This is a genomic window from Streptomyces sp. NBC_00727 (assembly GCF_045161745.1).
Lineage (GTDB): Bacteria > Actinomycetota > Actinomycetes > Streptomycetales > Streptomycetaceae > Streptomyces.
The window spans coordinates 2,350,210-2,368,680 of record NZ_CP108981.1; the positions used below are offsets into that span (position 1 = coordinate 2,350,210).

The 18,471-nt window shown below is 73.2% G+C and carries 19 protein-coding genes and 1 tRNA gene; 7 read left to right on the forward strand and 13 right to left on the reverse strand.

All coding sequences use genetic code 11. The features are described from left to right. Positions 1 to 110: 110 nt before the first annotated feature. From OG242_RS10385 to OG242_RS10395, 3 genes are all read right to left on the reverse strand, one after another. Positions 111 to 701, reverse strand: coding sequence for a lytic polysaccharide monooxygenase (locus OG242_RS10385; RefSeq protein WP_405897875.1), 591 nt, complete (start codon positions 699 to 701; stop codon positions 111 to 113). A gap of 166 nt (positions 702 to 867) precedes the next feature. Continuing rightward, positions 868 to 2,634 carry an SPFH domain-containing protein gene (locus tag OG242_RS10390; protein WP_405897876.1) on the reverse strand — a complete coding sequence of 589 codons (1,767 nt, stop codon included), beginning with the start codon at positions 2,632 to 2,634 and terminating at the stop codon, positions 868 to 870. A gap of 25 nt (positions 2,635 to 2,659) precedes the next feature. Further along, positions 2,660 to 3,970, reverse strand: a complete 1,311-nt coding sequence (locus OG242_RS10395) for a peptidoglycan-binding protein (RefSeq protein WP_405897877.1) — start codon at positions 3,968 to 3,970, stop codon at positions 2,660 to 2,662. Positions 3,971 to 4,154: 184 nt separating this feature from the next. On the opposite strand from OG242_RS10395, the gene OG242_RS10400 reads away from it, so the two are divergent. Next, positions 4,155 to 4,228: transfer RNA gene (locus OG242_RS10400), tRNA-Lys, on the forward strand. A 310-nt stretch (positions 4,229 to 4,538) separates the two neighbouring features. Here OG242_RS10400 and OG242_RS10405 read toward each other — a convergent pair. From OG242_RS10405 to OG242_RS10425, 5 genes are all read right to left on the reverse strand, one after another. After that, positions 4,539 to 5,219: a class F sortase gene (locus OG242_RS10405; RefSeq protein WP_405897878.1), complete on the reverse strand. Its 681-nt coding sequence runs from the start codon at positions 5,217 to 5,219 to the stop codon at positions 4,539 to 4,541. Between the two features lies 1 nt (position 5,220). Then, the gene (locus tag OG242_RS10410; RefSeq protein WP_405897879.1) at positions 5,221 to 5,781 is read right to left on the reverse strand and encodes a hypothetical protein; all 561 of its coding nucleotides are present in this window, start codon (positions 5,779 to 5,781) and stop codon (positions 5,221 to 5,223) included. A gap of 125 nt (positions 5,782 to 5,906) precedes the next feature. Next, complete coding sequence (locus OG242_RS10415) at positions 5,907 to 6,695, reverse strand: HAD-IIA family hydrolase (protein WP_405897880.1); 789 nt, start codon at positions 6,693 to 6,695, stop codon at positions 5,907 to 5,909. 306 nt (positions 6,696 to 7,001) lie between these two features. Next, complete coding sequence (locus OG242_RS10420; RefSeq protein ID WP_405897881.1) at positions 7,002 to 8,063, reverse strand: hypothetical protein; 1,062 nt, start codon at positions 8,061 to 8,063, stop codon at positions 7,002 to 7,004. Positions 8,064 to 8,444: 381 nt separating this feature from the next. Further along, on the reverse strand, positions 8,445 to 9,560 hold the full coding sequence (locus OG242_RS10425) for an ROK family protein (RefSeq protein ID WP_405897882.1): 1,116 nt from the start codon (positions 9,558 to 9,560) through the stop codon (positions 8,445 to 8,447). Positions 9,561 to 9,615: 55 nt separating this feature from the next. Here OG242_RS10425 and OG242_RS10430 point away from each other — a divergent pair, with 55 nt between their 5' ends. Further along, positions 9,616 to 10,728, forward strand: a complete 1,113-nt coding sequence (locus OG242_RS10430) for a Gfo/Idh/MocA family oxidoreductase (protein ID WP_405897883.1) — start codon at positions 9,616 to 9,618, stop codon at positions 10,726 to 10,728. Next, entirely contained in the window at positions 10,725 to 11,204 is a 480-nt protein-coding gene (locus OG242_RS10435) for a heme-degrading domain-containing protein (protein WP_018518004.1), read from the forward strand. Before OG242_RS10430 ends, OG242_RS10435 begins: the two co-directional genes overlap by 4 nt. A 62-nt stretch (positions 11,205 to 11,266) precedes the next feature. Here OG242_RS10435 and OG242_RS10440 read toward each other — a convergent pair whose 3' ends face one another. The 5 genes from OG242_RS10440 to OG242_RS10460 all read right to left on the reverse strand — a co-directional run bounded on the left by OG242_RS10440 (position 11,267) and on the right by OG242_RS10460 (position 15,371). Next, a complete protein-coding gene (locus OG242_RS10440; RefSeq protein ID WP_405897884.1) occupies positions 11,267 to 12,127 on the reverse strand; it encodes a fumarylacetoacetate hydrolase family protein in 861 nt (286 codons plus the stop codon). 137 nt (positions 12,128 to 12,264) lie between these two features. Continuing rightward, the gene (locus OG242_RS10445) at positions 12,265 to 13,035 is read right to left on the reverse strand and encodes a YidC/Oxa1 family membrane protein insertase (protein WP_405897885.1); all 771 of its coding nucleotides are present in this window, start codon (positions 13,033 to 13,035) and stop codon (positions 12,265 to 12,267) included. Positions 13,036 to 13,275: 240 nt separating this feature from the next. Next, positions 13,276 to 13,611 carry a DUF6412 domain-containing protein gene (locus OG242_RS10450; RefSeq protein ID WP_405897886.1) on the reverse strand — a complete coding sequence of 112 codons (336 nt, stop codon included), beginning with the start codon at positions 13,609 to 13,611 and terminating at the stop codon, positions 13,276 to 13,278. 66 nt (positions 13,612 to 13,677) lie between these two features. Further along, positions 13,678 to 15,177 (reverse strand): sodium:solute symporter, encoded by a 1,500-nt coding sequence (locus OG242_RS10455; RefSeq protein ID WP_405897887.1) that lies wholly within the window; start codon positions 15,175 to 15,177, stop codon positions 13,678 to 13,680. Beyond that, a complete protein-coding gene (locus tag OG242_RS10460) occupies positions 15,174 to 15,371 on the reverse strand; it encodes a DUF3311 domain-containing protein (protein ID WP_405897888.1) in 198 nt (65 codons plus the stop codon). Before OG242_RS10460 ends, OG242_RS10455 begins: the two co-directional genes overlap by 4 nt. A 129-nt stretch (positions 15,372 to 15,500) precedes the next feature. Here OG242_RS10460 and OG242_RS10465 point away from each other — a divergent pair, with 129 nt between their 5' ends. The 4 genes from OG242_RS10465 (at position 15,501) to OG242_RS10480 (ending at position 18,220) form a co-directional block, all read left to right on the forward strand. Next, entirely contained in the window at positions 15,501 to 16,508 is a 1,008-nt protein-coding gene (locus OG242_RS10465; RefSeq protein WP_405897889.1) for a hypothetical protein, read from the forward strand. A 69-nt stretch (positions 16,509 to 16,577) separates the two neighbouring features. Then, a complete protein-coding gene (locus tag OG242_RS10470) occupies positions 16,578 to 16,835 on the forward strand; it encodes a hypothetical protein (RefSeq protein WP_405897890.1) in 258 nt (85 codons plus the stop codon). A gap of 8 nt (positions 16,836 to 16,843) precedes the next feature. Next, the gene (locus OG242_RS10475) at positions 16,844 to 17,212 is read left to right on the forward strand and encodes a hypothetical protein (protein ID WP_405901572.1); all 369 of its coding nucleotides are present in this window, start codon (positions 16,844 to 16,846) and stop codon (positions 17,210 to 17,212) included. 483 nt (positions 17,213 to 17,695) lie between these two features. Next, positions 17,696 to 18,220 (forward strand): hypothetical protein, encoded by a 525-nt coding sequence (locus OG242_RS10480; RefSeq protein WP_405897891.1) that lies wholly within the window; start codon positions 17,696 to 17,698, stop codon positions 18,218 to 18,220. The last annotated feature ends 251 nt before the right edge of the window (positions 18,221 to 18,471 follow it).

Below are 18,471 nucleotides of genomic sequence, written 5' to 3' on the forward strand. Positions count from 1 at the left end.
TGGCCCTGCCCACCGGCACGGCGAGCCCCGGGGAGCCTTGGACTCCCCGGGGCTCGCCGTGCTGCCCGCCGGCAGCACGTCACCTACGCGGCACGGTCACTCCGGCGGCGTCAGAACTGGACGTCCGAGCACGAGTAGAACGCGTTGGCGGTGTCCGCGACGTTCCAGACGCTCAGGATGATGTGCTTCCCGGACTTCTGGGTGGGGATGGTGCCCTGCTGGGTCAGCGTCGCCGGGGGCTGCTTGCCGCCGTACGGCACCGTCATGAAGGGCTGCGGCTCCAGGTCGGCCCGGGTGAGCGGCTTGGTGGGGTCCCAGCCGTCCTTGGTGATGTAGTAGCGGAAGTCCGACGTGGCGTGGCGGGCGGTGAACTGCCAGCGGAAGCTGAAGCCCTGACCGGCCGTCACCTTGGTGGCGGGCCAGTTGCCGCCGCGCGGGTCGTCGAGCTGCGCGAACTCGCCGTGACCGGCGGAGCAGATCTTCCCGTCGGCCGGACCCGCCGCCGGGAAGCCCTTGGGGCCCTCGACGCTCTGCGGCTCCCACTGGATGTTGCCGCAGCCGGTCACCGTGCCGTTGGCACACAGCTTCTGACGGCTGATCGGGTTGTCCGTGTAGCCGTGACTGCTGGCGCTGCTGGTCGCGAACATCGAGACGCCCGCTACGGCGAGACCGACCAGGGCCGCACTTGCCTTCATACGCATGTGATGTTGCTCCTCGGATGCGTGGGGGGAGGGGGGATTCCATGAGCACTGCTGCGTACGCGCGTCCTGCGGTCTAGACCAAGGCTTAGATTATTGCCGCGCCTTGACCATGTCCAGACCAATGAGCGCGGGATTCCGGTTGCCCCGGAACCTCCCCCGCGCGTCCTCAGGCGCCGTCGCCCCCGGCCCGCCCGGTGTAGAAGGCCACCGTCAAGTCCTTGACCAGCGACTTGCGTTCGTAGTCGTCGAGCTCCACGAGGCCCCGTTCGGTCAGCCGGCTGACGGTGTCGTCCACCGCGTCCACGACCGAGGTGAGGACGCTGTCCCGGTGCTGGGCGTCGATCGCCGCGATCCGCCGCCGCTGCATGGCCGCCGCCACCTCCGGCGCGTACTCGATCCCGGTCGGCTGCGCCGAGTACACCTCGACGCCGACGGGCTCGCAGTCCGCCTTCAGCATCCGCGTCAGCGCGTCGCCGACCGCCTCCGCGTTGCGCAGGGTGTGCGCGTCCTCGTGGAAGGCGTCGGCGGGCAGCTGGGAGAGGACCCGCGCCATCGCGGCCTCCACCTGCTCGCGCAGATACGTCTCGTGCTCCTCGATCCCCAGCGCCGCCCGCACGGTGTCCTTGACCCGCCACACCACCTGGACGACGACCCGCAGCGCCGTGCCGTTCGCGTCCACCGCGGGCAGCGGCTCGCTGCGCCAGTGCCGCAGGCGTACGTCGATGCGGCGGCGCAGCAGCAGCGGGCTGATCCACATCAGCCCGGTCCGCCGCACGCTCCCCCGGTACTGGCCGAACAGCGTGAGCACCCAGGCGTGGCCGACCCGGCCCCGGGTCAGCCCGCCGAGCGCGAACAGCACGACGGCCGCCAGGAACACGAGCGCCGCCCAGGCGCCGGTGGGGAGTCCGTCGTACGGTCGCGGGCCGAGCCCGAAGCGGGCGAGCACGGCGGCCGGCACCACACCGGTCCACCACAGCACCCAGGCCGCCGCCGCGGTCCCGCCGACGCCGGTGAGCAGCGCGGCCCAGCCGGGCAGCGCGGGGCCCGGCCGCTCGTGCAGCCGGGGATCGGCGTCCGGAGCGGGCCGCGTCGAGGGCCGCACCTGCGGGCTCCTCGGCACGGGCGGCCGCCGCACGCCTGCCCCGGGCTCGCCGCCGCCCGGCCGTACGACGGTGGCCGGCACGGTGGCGGCATCGGTGCGGTCCTCGCGGAAGAGGAGGTGCACGGGGATGGAGGCGGTGCGCTCGTTGGCGATGACGGCCTGGTGGCGGCCGCTGTCGCGGAGCGGGTCGGGACCGGGGACACGGGCACCGTTGAGGGCGAGGACCGGCTCGGGCCGGAAGGCATCTGCGACGGGTGCGGGCTCCTTCACGGGCTCCTTCACGGGCTCCGGCGCGGGCGCTTCCGCGGGGCGCACGTCCTCCGGCACCGCGTGCTCCGGCACCGCGTCCTCCGGCACCGCGTCCGCAGGCTCCTCCGCCCCCGCCGGCACCGACACGGAAGCCGAGGTGGCACCGAGCGGGGCCGTCCGGTCGTCGTCGCCCGGCACAAGATCGAGCACCAGATCGACGACGGAATCGGGACCGGCGTCCCCACCGGCGTCCCCACCGCAGTCCGAAACGGGCGGCGCCTCCCCCGCGACCTGGACCACCACCTCATCGTCCGAGGGCACCGACACCGACACCGGTCCGAAGAGAGGAGGCGGCTCCGGGGCACGGGGTGCGGCCGGGGTTGCGCCCCGCACCGGCAGTCCCTCGGCGACGGGGCCCGCCGGCGGCTCGTCCGCCGCACCGTCACCCGTCGCGTCCGCGGCCCACGCGTCCGTGACGCTGCCCGCTCCGCCCGGGCCGACCCATTCCCGTACCGGGACCGTCCCGTACTCCGTCTCCCCGCCGTGCTCCGGGTTCCCGGAGCTGTCCATCGTGGATCGCATTACCGCCTCCGTCATGTCCGTCGTGTCACGCGAAGAGTCGCCGCCAGGTGTCCGGCCCCGGATAGCCGTCGGCCTCCTTGCCCCGCCAGCCCTGGGCCCTCTGGAAGGCCTCGACATTGCGCCGGTCCGCCTCGGTCCACCGGGGGTCGGGGCCCGACCGGTAGTGCGCGCCGTATCCCTTCCTCACCAACTGTTTTCCGAGCTCGTCGATATGGCTGTTGGACCGACCCGGCCGGAAATAGCCCCGTCCGGGGAAGGCCGGAACCGCCTTGGAGCCGCTCTGCCCGCGCGCGGCGGGGATGTCGTGGCCGGTTCCGGTCACCAGGAGTTCCCAGGTGTCGGGGCCGGGGATGCCGTCGGCCTCGGCGCCCTTCCATCCCTGGGCCCGCTGGAACGCCTGGGTGGCCCTGCGGTCGGCGCCGGTCCAGACCGGATCGGGGCCGATCCTGTAGAAGCGCTTCCCGCCCCGCGCGACGAGCATCGTGCCCAGCCGGGTGACGAAGGCGTTGTCGGCGCGGGGGCCGAACTCCGCGGTGCCGGGGAACGGCTCCGTGGTGGCCTCACTGCCGGACTTCCCCGTGCTCAGGCCCTTGTAGCGGTAGGCGACATAGCTCGCGGAGTTGGTCCAGTACGCCATGGGCGTCGTCTGCTTGCGGGTGTGCGGCTTGGTCTGCTCGTACGCCGTGTAGCGGGTGTGCGTGGAGTCGGTCCAGCCGCCGAAGATCGTGACGTGGGAGCCGTTCCCGGGGTCGGCGAGGTTGTGGAAGAGCAGGATGTCGCCGGGCTGGAGGTCCTCGCGGGCGATGCGGGTGCCGTACGCGGCGAGGCTGCCGGTCCACTCGTTGCCCGGCAGGTTCCAGGCCATCGAGACATAGCCGGAGCAGTCCTGCCGGTACCCGTCCGACCAGTACTTCGTCATGCTGTACGGGACCTGCGCGGTGACCCACTTCCTGGCGCGGTCGATGATGTCGGCCCGGGTCGTCGCCCGTGGCGCCGACGCCGCGGACTGGGCCGCCGGCGGCCCCGCCGCGCCGGACCCGCGCAGTGGTCCGGGGACGCCCTGGGGGCTGTCCGGGAACGGGTTGATGTCGTTCGGCAACCCCGTCCCGGGCACCGGGGCGGGGTCGGCCGGGGCCCCGGCGGACTCCGCGACCCCGCCGCCGAGCACCACCCCCGCGGCGGTGACCAGCACCATCGCGCGCCGCGCGCCGTGCGCGGCCGGGTGTCCCCCGTACCGCACGGGCAGTCCCCCGGCGGCGGTCCGCCGCCGGTCGGCGCAGCCCGGACAGGGGCAGTCGCCGGCGGGTACGTACTCCTCGAAGGCCGGCACAGTCATGCGATTCCCCTCCGCAGTCGTCAGGATCTTCGGGCGCATCTGCTCGGGCGTCGGTGTGGCTACAGTCGTGACATACCGCAGTTTGACGGATGGAAGGGAAAAAACGACCATCCGACAGGCCGGGAGGGCGGCACATCGGTCGGGAGCACCACTCGGGATCGGGTAGAGTTCTCCAGGTCAGCAGGCGCCGCTAGCTCAGTTGGTTAGAGCAGCTGACTCTTAATCAGCGGGTCCGGGGTTCGAGTCCCTGGCGGCGCACGCACAGCCAAGGCCCCCTCGCTTCGCGCGAGGGGGCCTTGGTCGTTCCCGGATGCGACTCCGCAAGCGCTTCGCCGCGTGCGGAGGGTGACTGGTTATCGACGTAACGTCAGAAGTCCGGTGGGCGGGCCGGGCGTGTCCCCCTACAGTGGGGCGGGCGGCGGACCGGACGCCCCAGGCATTCCGGGTCCGCAGACCTCCCGTGTCCGCGCCGGGCCACTCCCGCGGCCCGCGCACCGCGGTCGAGGACCGGCCCGGCCGCCACCCGGGGAACGGGCGGCGGCCGGGCCGGGTACCGGCGGGGACCGACTCAGGCGGCTTTGGCCGCGGGCTTCTCGGCGGTGAGGTAGGCCGAGACGACCACGTTCGCGGTGTACGAGTGCGACTCGCGGTCGTACGTGCCGCCGCAGGTGATCAGCCGCAGCTCCGCCCGGCCGTCCTTGCGGGGCCCGTACGCCTTGTGGGCGTCGAACCGGGCGCGGGTGAGGACCTGGACGTCGTCGATGGTGAACTCGGCGACCGTGCCGTCGGTGCGGGTGACGTCGACCTTCGCGCCGGGGCGGGCCGCGCTGAGCCCGTAGAAGACGGCCGGTTTGGTCTCGGTGTCGACGTGGCCGACGAAGAGGGCCGGGCCCTCGGCGCCGGGCCGGGTGCCGCTGCCGTACCAGCCGACCGTCCGGGGCGTGTCGAAGGACGGCGGCTCGATGGCGCCCTCGGCGTCCAGGCCCCGGGGGACGACGGGGGCCCGGACGCCGAGCGAGGGGATCTCGACGCTTCTCGGAGTCACGCCCTTGATCGGCGCGTGCGCCGGGGGCAGCGGGACGCCGAGCGGGCGCCCGACCGCGGCGACGTCGCCGGTGGTCGGGGCCGAGCCGATGCCCGAGCCGTCGGTGATGCCGTGGCCCCACAGCCACAGGCCCAGCAGGATCACGGCCCAGGCCACTCCGGTGAGCAGCCTGCCGTGACCCGCCGAGTCCTCCGATGCAGACATGTCAGTCGGCCGCCGGGCGGCGACGGCGCACGCTGCGGTAGGCGACGGCGACCGCCGCGACTGCGGCCAGGCCGAGGCCGATCACCTCGTGGGTGGTGCCGGGGCCGTCCTGCTCGGCGGTCTCGCTCGCGAGCACGGCGGTGCCGCCGCCGCCCGCGTGGACCGGGGCGACGGGCATGGGTCGCTCGCGGTGGACGACGGTGACGGTGGCGGTCGCCTTGGTGTGCTTGCCGTCCTTGCAGACCGCCTCGACGTCGTAGTCACCGGGCTCGGCGTCCGAGCGGATGCTCGCCTCGGCGAACAGTGCGCGGTCGTTGCCCGCCGAGAAGCGCACCTCGGAGACGAAGGCGTCGGAGTTCCCCTTGGCCTCCTTGGCCTTGCAGCCGGACAGCTCCAGGTCGACCTCACGGCCGGGGGCGACGGACGAGGGGGAGACCGACAGGGTGGCGCGGGACCGTGAGTCCTCGTGGCCGGAGCCGGATTCGGCCAGTGCCGCGGGGATCGGCACCAGGGTCGCCGCGGCCAGTGCGGCGGCACAGAACGTGAGGGGTATGGAACGCATCGTGAACCTCCTGATGGCAGGTTCACGCGCGCCGGGGCTTTTCGCATCCGCAGCGCGGGGGCGCTGGGCCGGTGGAGTGGGGGGAGCGGGCGCCGTACGGGCCCGCTCCCCCGCGTAATCCCTTGTCAGCCCAGGTCGACGAGGTCGACCAGGTCCGCGATGGAGTCGACGACCGTGGACGGGCGGAACGGGTACTTGTCGATGTCCGCGACCGTGGTCAGCCCGGTGAGCACCAGGAAGGTCTGCATGCCCGCCTCCAGGCCGGCCAGCACGTCGGTGTCCATCCGGTCGCCGATCATGGCGCTGGACTCGGAGTGCGCGCCGATCGCGTTGAGCCCGGTGCGCATCATCAGCGGGTTCGGCTTGCCCGCGAAGTACGGGGCCTTGCCGGTCGCCTTGGTGATCAGCGCGGCGACGGAGCCGGTCGCGGGCAGCGGGCCCTCGGCGGACGGGCCGGTCTCGTCGGGGTTGGTGCAGATGAACCGGGCCCCGGCGTTGATCAGCCGGATCGCCTTGGTGAGCGCCTCGAAGGAGTACGTACGCGTCTCGCCGAGGACCACGTAGTCGGGGTCGTGGTCGGTGAGGACGTAGCCGATGTCGTGCAGCGCGGTGGTGAGACCCGCCTCGCCGATGACGTACGCCGTGCCGCCGGGGCGCTGGTCGTCCAGGAACTGGGCGGTGGCGAGCGCGGAGGTCCAGATGTTCTCGACGGGCACGTCCAGGCCCATGCGCTGGAGCCGGGCATGCAGGTCGCGGGCGGTGTAGATCGAGTTGTTGGTCAGGACCAGGAAGGGCAGCCCCGAGTCACGCAGCCGCTTGATGAAGGCGTCGGCACCGGGGATCGGGGTGCCCTCGTGGATGAGGACTCCGTCCATGTCGGTGAGCCAGGACGAGATCGGCTTGCGCTCTGCCATGTGGGACTCCAGTTGCCGTACGCCAGGTGCGGGGACGCCGGCGGCACCGCGTTGTGCAGCGCCGACGCCCCCGAGTTTAGGTGGTCCGGCAATTGGGGGGTGGAGGAAGGAGCGGGGCTGGGTGCGTGCAGCTGCAAGGCGGAGGATTGAGGCAACGCGGAGCGTTGTTGATTGACGACAACGCCGCAGATGTGCGTGCCCAGCCCCGCGACGCCGCCCCCCAATTGCCGGACCACCTGAGGCCGAGTGTTCGGGCTGGAGGTACTGGTGAGCGGCGCGGATGATCAGCAGGGGACGCCGCGACGCTCAGCGTTGCGTGCGGCGGGTCAGGCGGGATGTCAGGACCATCGCGCCGCCGCCGATCAGGAAACCGGAGACGGTGAGCGCCGGGAGCGGTACGGGGACGGGGATGCCGGTGGCGGCGAGTTGCGGGACCCCCGCCGGGTCGGTGCCGGGCGGGACGGGGCGCCGACTGGAACCGGGGTCCGCGTATCCCTCGTCGCCCTTGCCCTTCACCGTGCCGCTCCCCTGTTCCTCGTCCTCGCCGGTGCCGCCCACGTTCTCCCTGCCCGTCGCGTCCGCGCTCTCGCGGTCGCCGTCCGTCCCGCCGGTGTCACCGGTGTCCGTGCCGTCCCCGGCGCTGTGCTCGTCGACCACGGTGAACGGGTAGTCCTCGGACTCGCCGACCCACTCCCCGTCGCCGCCCGACGTGCTCCCCGCGCCCCGGCGCTGGACGATCGCGGCGTTCGCGGTGATCCGGCCCGGGCTCGTGTCCGAGGTGAAGGCCAGCCGGACCTGGACGGTGACGGTGCGTCCGGCGGGCACGGTGAACCCGGGGAAGGCGTCGTCGCCGTCGCCCCCGAAGACGCCGATGTGCTCGTCCCGGTCGGTCGTCTCCCAGGTCACGCGGTGCTCGACGCCGGGCCGGGCGCGCTCGGAGAACTGCAGCTGGATCTGGTCCGAGGTCAGCGCCCGGTCCTCGTCGGTGAGGACGAGCACGGGGTGGATCGCGCGGCAGGACTCCGTCGTCGTGTTCGTCAGGTCCAGGAACCAGGTGCCGTAGCCGCCGCCGGAGGCGTAGGTGTCGGGTCCGCCGTGGATCCGGGTGTCGATGGGGAAGTCGGCCGACGCGGGGTTCCCGCAGGCGGGCCGCTGGTCGGCGGCGGCCGATCCGGGCGCGGCCGCCGGGGTCAGCCGGGTGGCGGGACCGGCGAGCGGACTCCGCTGCGGTGCGGCGGACGCGGTCGCCCCGCCGAGGACCACGGGCATGACACTGGCGGCGGCGAGCCCGAGCGCGAGCCCGTGCCGGGTGCGGCCGGTGCCGGGGGGTTCGGTGGGCTCGGGGGGCTCAGCTGTTTCGGGGGGCATGGCGCGGCAGCCTCCACTTCGTACGGCAACGGCCTGTCGGGGCGCGGGGCGCCGCTGGCGGCGCGGTTCCGGACGCCCCTCGCCGGTGCCCGACCCTGCCACGCGCACGCGAGCGCCCGGCGCAGGCGTGCCGGGGGCCGCCCGGAGGGGAGCGCGGGTGCACCCGGACGGCGGAGGGGGTGCGGGGCGTGTGCCCGGACGATGCGAGGCGGAGGAGGGGCACCCGGCGCGGGTGCCCCCGCTCGGGCATCCCGGGCGCGGGTGCCGGGTGCCCACGCTCGGGCATCCCGGGCGCGGGTGCCCGGGCGCAGGTGCCCCCGCCCGCCGCACGCCCCCGGTCAGCCCGCCGCAGGTGCCCCCCGCCCGCCGCACGCCCCCCGGTCAGCCCGCCGCAGGCGCCCCCGCCGCGCCCACCCGCCCGAACACCGGGGCCAGCACCAGCTGCGCCGCGCCCTCCGCGACCGGGCGGTCGCCCTCGCGGTGGGCGGTGACCGGGACCGGGGTGCCGCGCGCCCCATCGCGGCGGGCGCGTTCGTCGAGGACCGCGCGCACCCCTCGTACGTACGCGTCGGGGTCGGCGGCGACCGTGCGGCCGCCCAGGACCACGCGGTCGATGTCGAGCAGCCCGACGAGGTTGGCGGCGCCGGTCCCGAGCACCCGCGCGGCCTCGGCGGCGTCGCCCCGGTGGACGGCGGCCAGGCACAGCGCCTCCAGGCAGCCGCGGCCTCCGCAGTCGCACGGGGCGCCGTCCAGCTGCACGGTCTGGTGGCCGAACTCCCCCGCCCCCGTCCGCACGCCCCGGTGCACCGTCCCGCCGAGGACGAGCCCCGCGCCGAGGCCGGTGCCGAGGTGGAGGTAGGCGAAGTCGGCGGGGCCGTCCGCTCCTAGGGCGAGACCGAGGGCGGCGGCGTTGGTGTCCTTGTCGAGGACGACGGGCAGCCCGGTGCGGGCGGCGAGCGCGTCGCGCAGCGGGTACCCGTCCCACTGCGGGAATCCGGTGACCCGGTGCAGCACCCCGCCCCGGTGGTCGAGCGGCCCCGGCACGGCGACGCCCACCCCGAGCACCGGCGGCGCCCCGTCCCCGCGCACGGCTCCGACCGCTCCGGCGGCGGCCGCCAGCACCTCGTCCGCCGGGGCCCCGAAGTCCAGCGGAGCCGTACGGCTCGCGGCGACGGCGCCCGCGAGGTCGACGAGCACCACGGTCAGCCCGTCGCGGTCCAGGTGCAGCCCCACCGCGTGCCCCGCCTCGGGGACCAGCCGCAGCACGGTCCTGGGCTTGCCGCCCGTGGAGGCGCGGCGGCCGGCGTCGGCGGCCAGGCCCTCGGCGCGCAGCCGGGCGGTGATCTTGCTGACGGCCTGCGGGGTGAGCCCGGTGCGCTCGGCGAGTTCGAGCCGGCTGATGCCGCGCTCGCCGGCCACCCGCAGCAGGTCGAGGACGAGGGCCGCGTTGTGGCTGCGCAGGGCGGGGAGGTTCACGCCGGTGTTGCTGCTGTTCACGGACCCATTGTGACCCGCGCTTGCACTTTGGCAACAGCGTTGCCAAAGTGGGCCCATGACCTCCTTGCGCGTCGGACTCGTCGGCTACGGCCTGGCGGGGTCCGTCTTCCACGCCCCGCTGATCACGGCGACCGACGGCCTCGTCCTGGACACGGTCGTCACCCGCGACGAGGAGCGCCGCGCCCAGGCCCGCGCCGCGTATCCGGACGTACGTTTCGCCGCCTCGCCCGACGAGCTGTGGCGGCGCGCCGACGAGCTGGACCTGGTCGTCATCGCGTCGCCGAACAGGACGCACGTACCGCTCGCGCGGGCGGCGCTGGAGGCCGGGCTTCCGGTGGTCGTGGACAAGCCGGTCGCGGGCACGGCGGCCGAGGCGCGTGAGCTGGCGGCGCTGACCGAGGAGCGCGGGCTGCTGCTCTCGGTCTTCCAGAACCGCCGCTGGGACAACGACTTCCTCACCCTGCGCGCGCTCCTCGCGGACGGCGCCCTGGGCGAGGTCCAGCGCTTCGAGTCCCGGTACGAGCGGTGGCGCCCGCGGCTCAAGGGCGGCTGGCGCGAGTCCGGCGACCCGCGCGAGATCGGCGGGCTGCTGTACGACCTGGGCAGCCATGTCGTCGACCAGGCGCTGACCCTGTTCGGCCCGGCGGCCCAGGTGTACGCGGAGACGGATCTGCGGCGGCCGGGCGCGGCGGCCGACGACGACACGTTCGTGGCGATCACGCACACCTCGGGCGTCCGCTCGCACCTGTACGTGAGCGCGACGACGGCCCAGCTCGGGCCGCGCTTCCGGGTGCTCGGGTCGAGCGCCGGCTTCGTGAAGTACGGCCTCGACCCCCAGGAGGCCGCCCTGCGCGAGGGCGCCCGGCCGACCCGGGGCGAGCCGTGGGGCGAGGAGCCCGAGGAGCTGTGGGGCCGGCTCGGCGCGGGCGAGTCCCCGCTCACGGGCGGCGGCGCCCCGGTCCGCACGGTTCCGGGCGACTATCCGGCGTACTACGCGGCGGTCGGCGACGCGCTGCGCGGGAAGGGCGACAATCCGGTGACCGCCCTCCAGGCCGCCGAGGCGCTGGACGTCCTGGAGGCGTCCCGCCGCTCGGCCCGCGAGGGGGTCACCGTCACCCTGCGGCCCGCCGGCGCCTCCGCCCACGTATCCGAGGAGCAGCCCGTATGAACCCCACCGCTCCGACCATCTCCGAGCTGATCGCCCAGGAACGCAGGCTGACCCTGCCGCACTTCGGCTACGACGACGCCTACGCGCTCGGCGGCCTGCTGGTCGCCCTGGCCCGGGAGCGGCACGCCCCGGTCGCGATCGACATCCGGCGCGGGGCGCAGCAGCTGTTCCACGCCGCGCTGCCCGGTTCGAGCGCGGACAACGACGCGTGGATCGACCGCAAGCGCCGGGTCGTCGAGCGGTACGGGGAGAGCTCCTACCTGGTGGGGACGCGGTTCCGGGCGAAGGGGACGACGTTCGACGAGGCGTCCCGGCTGGACCCGGACGTGTACGCGGCGCACGGCGGCTCGTTCCCGATCGCGGTCGAGGGCGCGGGTGTCATCGGCTCGGTGACGGTCTCTGGCCTGCCGCAGGCGGAGGACCACGCGCTGGTGGTGGAGGCGCTGGAGCAGTTCGCGTCGCGGATCGGCGGCTGACGTACGCGGAGGGGTGGGGTCCGTACGCGACGGACCCCACCCCTCCGATGTATCGGGGCGCTCTATGCGTCCTTCAGCTCCTGGCGCTGCCGGCCAAGGCCCTCGATCTCCAGCTCGACGACATCACCGGCCCGCAGGTACGGCTTGGGCTCGGGCTGCCCCATGGCGACGCCGGCCGGGGTGCCGGTGTTGATCACGTCGCCCGGGTAGAGCGTCATGAACCGGCTCAGATAGCGGACGACCTCGCCGACCGGGAAGATCTGGTCGGCGGTGGTGCCGTCCTGCTTGAGCTCGCCGTTGACCCAGAGCTTCAGCGGGAGGGCCTGCGGGTCGGCGACCTCGTCGGCGGTCACCAGCCAGGGGCCCAGCGGGTTGAACGTCTCGCAGTTCTTGCCCTTGTCCCAGGTGCCGCCGCGCTCTATCTGGAACTCGCGCTCGGAGACGTCGTGGGCGACCGCGTACCCGGCGACGTGGGCGAGGCCCTCCTCGGCGGTCTCCAGGTAGCGCGCGGTGCGCCCGATGACGACGGCGAGCTCGACCTCCCAGTCGGTCTTCGCGCTGCCGCGCGGCACGAGCACGGTGTCCTCGGGCCCGACGACGGTGTCCGGGGCCTTGAAGAACAGGATCGGCTCGTCCGGTATCCGCGCCCCGGTCTCCGTGGCGTGGTCGTGGTAGTTCAGCCCGATGCACACGATCTTGCCGATCCGGGCGAGCGGCGGGCCCACCCGGAGCCCCTCGGCGTCGAGCGCCGGCAGCCCGTCGGGGGCGGCCGCGGCGGCGCGTACCCGGGCGAGCGCGTCCTCGTCGGCGAGCAGGGCGCTGTCGATGTCGGGGACGACTCCCGACAGGTCACGCAGGGTTCCGTCCTCGTCCAGCAGCGCCGGTCGTTCCGCGCCGGCCGTACCCACACGAAGCAGCTTCACGAGTCTTTGTCTCCTCGGTCGGGATCAGGCCCGTCGGATGGGTGGCGGCCATCGCAGGCTTGTCCGATCCTCCAAGACGTCCGATCACTCCGCAAGACCCTGTTCACAACCTGGACCGGACCGCCCCGCTGCCCTCGTTACGCGGCCGTGGCGACCGCGGCGGCCGGCGCGGGCATGTCGCGGTAGAGGAAGGCCCGCTCGATGGCGGTCCAGGTCGTGGTGGTGACGACGTACAGCGCGGCGGCCAGCGGCACGAAGGCGACGGTGAAGAGGGTGAAGAAGGACATCAGCGGCATGAGCTTGTTCATCGCGCCCATGCCCGGCATCGGCTGCCCGTCGGGGCCGGTGGCCGGGGTGACCGGGTTGGCGGCCATCTGGCGCTTCGTCCGCCCGTAGTTGAACGTGGCGACGGCGGCCACGAGCGCGAAGAGGCCCAGGTAGACCAGGCCCTGCGCGCCGAACATCCCGCCGTGCGCGAGGGCGTCGTGCCAGCGCTCGCCGAGCGGGGCGTCGAACAGCTGGTGGCCGAGGAGCGCGTTGGCCTTGTCGCCGATCCTCTGGCTCGAGAAGAGGTGGTAGAGCAGGAAGAACGCCGGCATCTGGAGCAGGCTCGGCAGGCAGCCGGAGAGCGGCGAGACCTTCTCCTCGCGGTGCAGCTCCATGAGCGCCTTCTGCATCCGCTCGCGGTCCTTGCCGTGCTTCTTGCGCAGCTCGGCGATCTGCGGCTGGAGCCTGCGCTGCGCCTTCTGACCGCGCGCGGCGGCCCGCGAGAGCGGGTGCACGGCGAGCCGGACGAGCGCGGTGAACAGGACGATCGCGGCGGCGGTGGACGCGTTCTGGAAGAGCGGGTGGAGCAGGTCGGCAAGGGCGCCGACCAGGGCGGCGAAAGCGGACATGAAGGCGGACATGGGCAGGGCCTTTCGTTTGGATCAGGCCGGATCAGGGAGCGGGGCCTGGTGCCGTGCATCGCAAGGCGGAGGATTGAGACAACGCGGAGCGTTGGTGATTGACGACAACGCCGCGAGGCGCGGCACCAGGCCCCGCGAGCCCGGCATGATCCAAACGAAAGGCCCTAGGCCCTCCGGGGGTCTCGTCGAGCCGGGAATGTTGATTCGGCGTGACGGGTCCGCGAAGGGGTCGGTGCGCCCTTACGCGGCCGTCAGGAGGGCACGGCCCGGGGCTCGGGGGCGGCTGCGCCCCTGGGCGTCCGGGTCCCGTTGCGGGAGGAACGCGGTGCGCTTCTCCCGGTCGCGCATGGCGGTGCGCACCCGGGTGCGGGGCACCGGGGTGGCGCAGCGGGCGCTGATGACCGAGCAGGCGACGAGCGCGGTGCCGGCGGCCGCGGTGGCGGCGAGCGCGACGGCGGCGGAGAGGCTGCCGCCCTCGGCGAGGAGCACCTCGGTGAGGAGGAAGAGCAGCAGGCCCGCGGGGCGCAGGACGCGGGAGAGACCGCCGCGTACGCGGTTCATGCTGCTGGCGTCCATGGACGGTGCCTCCCTTCCGTACTCGCTTCCGCCGGTCCATCCGTTATACACGACCGGCCGAGCGGGTCAACGTGCGTTGACGACCACCCCGTCCGCCTCGAACTCGTCCCGGGCCAGAACCTCGTCGTCCGGCCGTTCGTCGCGCTCGCGCGGACCCGCGTACGTCACCGCCAGCGCGACGGCCAGGTTGGCGGCGAGGGCGACGATGCCCGCGTTCACACCCCACACCGGATCGTTCTCCGTGAACACGAACCCGCACACCACGCCGACCCCGACGACCAGCCCGGACATCGCCCCGAGCAGGGTCAGCCGCCGCCACATCAGCCCCAGCAGCACCATGGGGAGCAGCTGCGCCATGCCTTCGTACGAGATGAGCGAGAGGCGTACGAGGGTGTTGGGAGCGGTGTACGTGAGCAGCAGCGCGAGCGCCCCCGCGACCACGACGACCAGTTGCGCGGCGCCCTTCTGCCGCCGCTCCCAGCGCGGGACGAGCGAGAGCACGCTGCGGCCCCACATCGTGCCGATGACCAGCATGAACACGGCCATGGGCACGATCGAGGAGAGCGCGGCGGCGACCCCGATGATCCCGACGGACCAGGCGGGCAGCGAGTCCGTGACCAGCTTGAAGAGGGCGAGGTTGGACTCGGCGCCGACGAGCCCCGGCACCACGAACAGGGCCGCCATGCCGAGCAGCATCGGGACGAAGAGGAGGACGTTGTAGGCGGGCAGCCACATCGCGTTGCGGCGCAGCACGTCCGCGTTCTTCGCGCCGAGGTAGCCCGCGACGGTGGTCGGGAAGATCACGACGGTGAGCGAGTTCAGGAACGAGGTGGTGATGAACCACGCCTGTCCGAGGCCGCTGTCCCCGTGGCCGGGGAAGGTCAGCCACTCGCTCTTCTCGCTGACGATCCGGTCGAGGAAGGGCCCGTAGCCGTCGAAGTAGTGCACGGGCACGTAGATCGCGAGGAAGCCGAGCGTGACGATGACCAGCACGTCCTTCAGCACCGACACCCAGGCGCTGCCGCGCAGCCCGCTGACGACGACGAAGCCGGTGGTGACGGCGAAGGCGATGAAGTACGCCCAGTTCAGGCTGATCGCCCCGTAGGAGATCGTCGAGACGACGACGCCCATGCCGGTGATCTGGAGCTGGATGTACGGGAGCAGGAACACGGTCGCCAGGACGGCGACGAGCGCGCCGAGCCAGGGCCGCCCGAAGCGGTGCGCCACCATGTCGGTGATCCCGACGAGACCGTGCTTGCGCGCGTACGCCCACAGCATCGGCCCGACGACGTAGCCGACGGCGTACCCGCAGGACATGTACGCGACGACGTACAGGACGGGCGCCCCGTAGTTGTAGCCCCAGCCGGCGGCGCCGAGGTAGCTGAAGCTGGTGTAGCCCTCACCGGCCATCAGCACCCAGATGAAGACGGTGCCCAGGCTCCGCCCGCCCACCGACCACTCGGCGAGCCCTCCCCCGCCGCGCCTGCCGCGTACGGCGAGCAGCCCGAGCGCGACGGTGGCGACCATGAAGACCCCGAAGACGGAGGTCGCGACGGCGGCGTTCACCGGCGGTCACCCCGCCGGGTCAGCCATACGGCGACGGGGGTCAGCAGGGTCGCCCCGAGCAGCCAGAAGAAGAGGAACGGCAGCCCGAGAACGACAGGTCTCACCCGGTTCACGAGCGGCAGCGCCCCCAGGTAGAGGACGTAGGGGACCAGCAACCACAACAACTGCGGACGTCGTCTGAGCACGAGGAGCACGTTAGAGGGTCGGCGGCGCGCCCCTTCACCCCGTGCGGCGTCAACGTCCCCGGACCGGGACGCGGGTCACTCCCCCGGGCCCCGGACAAGCCCTCCGCCGCGCACCCGCACAGCAGTACGGTGTGGTTCATGCGCCCCGACACCCCTGCCGACCACATCACCGAAGCCGAGCGTCTGCTCCGCACCGCGGCGCAGTACCCCGAGGACCACGAACCGCTGCTCCTCCAGGCCGCGGCCCATCTGGAACTCGCCGGTGACCGCGCCCGCGCCACGACGCTCTACGACGAACTGCTCAACGCCCCCGGCACCGAGCACCCCCTCCTGGTGAAGGCGCTCAGCGCCGCGAACCTCTGGGAGTACGGCCACGAGGCGGAGGCCCGCGCGCTCATCGACGGCGTCCGCGTGGCGGCCCCGCGGGAGGCGGCCCCGTGGGAGATCGCGGCCGAGACGCTGGAGGCCCACGACGAGCTGGACGCGGCCCACGACCTCTTCTCGACGGCCCTGCGCCTGCTGATCTCCCCGGGCGAGGAGGTCCCGTACGCGACCCAGTCGCTGCTGACCGGCCGCCACCGGGTGCGCCGCCTGATGGGCTCCCCGCACGACGCCTGGGACGAGCTGGCCGACACCCTGCACACGGCGGCGGTCCCGCTGGACGAGCTCCACGACCCGAAGCGCCTGTGGTCGCTGGGCTCGTCGGACCCGGGCGAGCTGCGCGCCGAGATCACCCGACTGCGCGCCGAACTGGGCACGTACCGGACGGCGTTGTCCCGCCCGTTCCCGGTGGCGGTGCTGCACTGGCCGACGGACGAACTGCGCGAACTGCTCACCGCGTACCCGGGCCTGGGCAGCGAATACGCCTCGCACCCGGACCACCTGGCCCGCCTGGAGACCGCCCTCCGCGACCTCCAGACAGCGGGCACCCCGAACCTCGGCATCGTCACGGGCACGGTCCCGTCGTACGAGGCCTTCGCCGCCTCCGAGGCCGCGTCCCCGGCGGACCCGGACCTGCTCCCCCAGTACGCGACGACCCTGGCCGCGCGGGGGCGCGCGGTGCCGTGGCCGCCGCCGAAGAGCGGGGCGTGCTGGTGCGGGTCGGGGGCTTCGTACCGGGAGTGCCATGGGGGGCGGGTGGGGTAGGGGACCTCAACCGATTGGACGGGTACGGGTGCGTACCCGTACCCTCGCCGCATGGGAAGGAACACGACGATGTCCGATGCCAATATCCGTATCCCCGAAGAGGCCAAGGACCGGCTCGCGGCGATCGCGGCCGCCGAGGGCCTGTCACTGCGCGCCTACCTGGCCCGACTGGCCGAGACCATGCTGACGCCGGCCGAGCGCGCCCAGCGCGCGGAACAAGCCCGCACCATGCTGCACGAGTGGAACGGTTACGCCCCGACCTCCGCCGAACAGAACGAACTGGACAGCGAGCTGGACCGCCGACTGGCACGGGCGACGAGCCGGTGACCGACGCCATGCACATCGTCCTGGACGCCACGGCGATGACCGCCGCCGGCCAGGGCAACGTCCTCGCCTCCCGCCTCATCCACCGAGCACACGCGGAATCGGGCTGGTTCCTCTACGCCCCGACCTGCGCGCTCGTCGAAGCCGACCGCGACCGCCCCGGGACCGCCGAGCACCTGGCCGCCCTGCCCGGCATCACGGTGCTCGACCTGGACCTCCCCGCGGCTCTGGCAGTGGCCCGGCAGAAGACGTGGTCCACCGCGCACAGCGGCTATGCCGCACAGCCAACCGCAGATCGCCCCGACGGCGCGGTCATCGCCACCACCTCCCCCCGGACATGGCTGGGTGAGCCGGTCCGGATCCTGGACCTGAACCCGTAACCCGCAACCCGCAACCCGCAACCCGCAACCGCCCGACGCTGCCCGCGATCTACTACGGGGACGAGATCGGCATGCGGTACGTGCCGGGCACGCCCACCCGCGAGGGCAGCCGACTGGGTCCGCGCTATGCGCTCGAAGCGGCTGACCGCTCGCGGGCGCGGTTTCCGCCTCAGCCCGGAGCCGGAAGGGTGCGCCGAAGCCGCCCCCTCCATGAACGGGCGCCTTCCCGCACCGCTGCGCGGGTCGCGAGCCCTCGGATCCCGCCATTGAGCTCGCGCCCGCACCTCCCGGCAGGGCCACGCGCGGCAACTCTCCGCAACCGCGCCGCATCATGGCGTTGTCGTGCGGAAACACCCCTCCACCTCACCGCGTGAAGACGGGCACACAAGACCTTCACCATCCGGTCACTTTCAGCCGCACCATGAACACGGCGCGGCTCGGGGTGCAGACGGTGCGCGCGGGCCGCACCTACTGTCCCGGCCCATGAGACTCACTCGCACGAGACGCCTCGGTCTCGCCGCAATCGTCGCCGTCGCCCTCTCGCTCTTCGGCCTGGCACCCTCCGCGAGCGCCGACCCGGCTCCGGCCGAACTGTCGTTCACCACCGACGCGGCCACCACCACGCCCGGCGGTGCGGTGAACCTGTCGATGACGATCAAGAACAATCAGACGTACGACATCTGGTTCATCTACCAGTCCATCGATCCGACCTGGCTGACCACCCAGCGCCCCGACCTCAAGTACAGCTTCGCCGGGTGCAGTCTGGCGACGGACGCGGGGGCCGTCCCGTGTTCCGGCGTCGGGCCGGCGAACCTCGGCGGCAACTACGGCACCACCATTCCGCCCGGTCAGAGCCGTACCGTCACCCTGACCCTGCAGGTCGCCGCCGACTCCGGCTGCAACGGCAACATCGGCTTCTACTCCTACTTCTACGCGGAGTTCAGCGACAGCACCAGCATCAGCGGCGGCCCGGTCTACACGCCCGAGACCCGCGTGCTGTGCGCGTGACCGCACCCCCGCGCATCGCGGGCGGCGCACGCCCCCACTGAGCGGGGACCCCATGGACGACGGCGGCCGGCCCCTGCTCCACGCCGGCCGCCGTCGGCCTGCCGTCCGGCAGTGACTTGATCCCGCTCCACAGCCGGCCGCCTTTTGGTCTAGTCCACTGATGCCGCCCACCCTCGAACCCAGGGCGGAGAGCGTCGGAGGCGACGAAGACGACCACCTTGTCGGATTGATCGAGACATATGCTTTTCCGT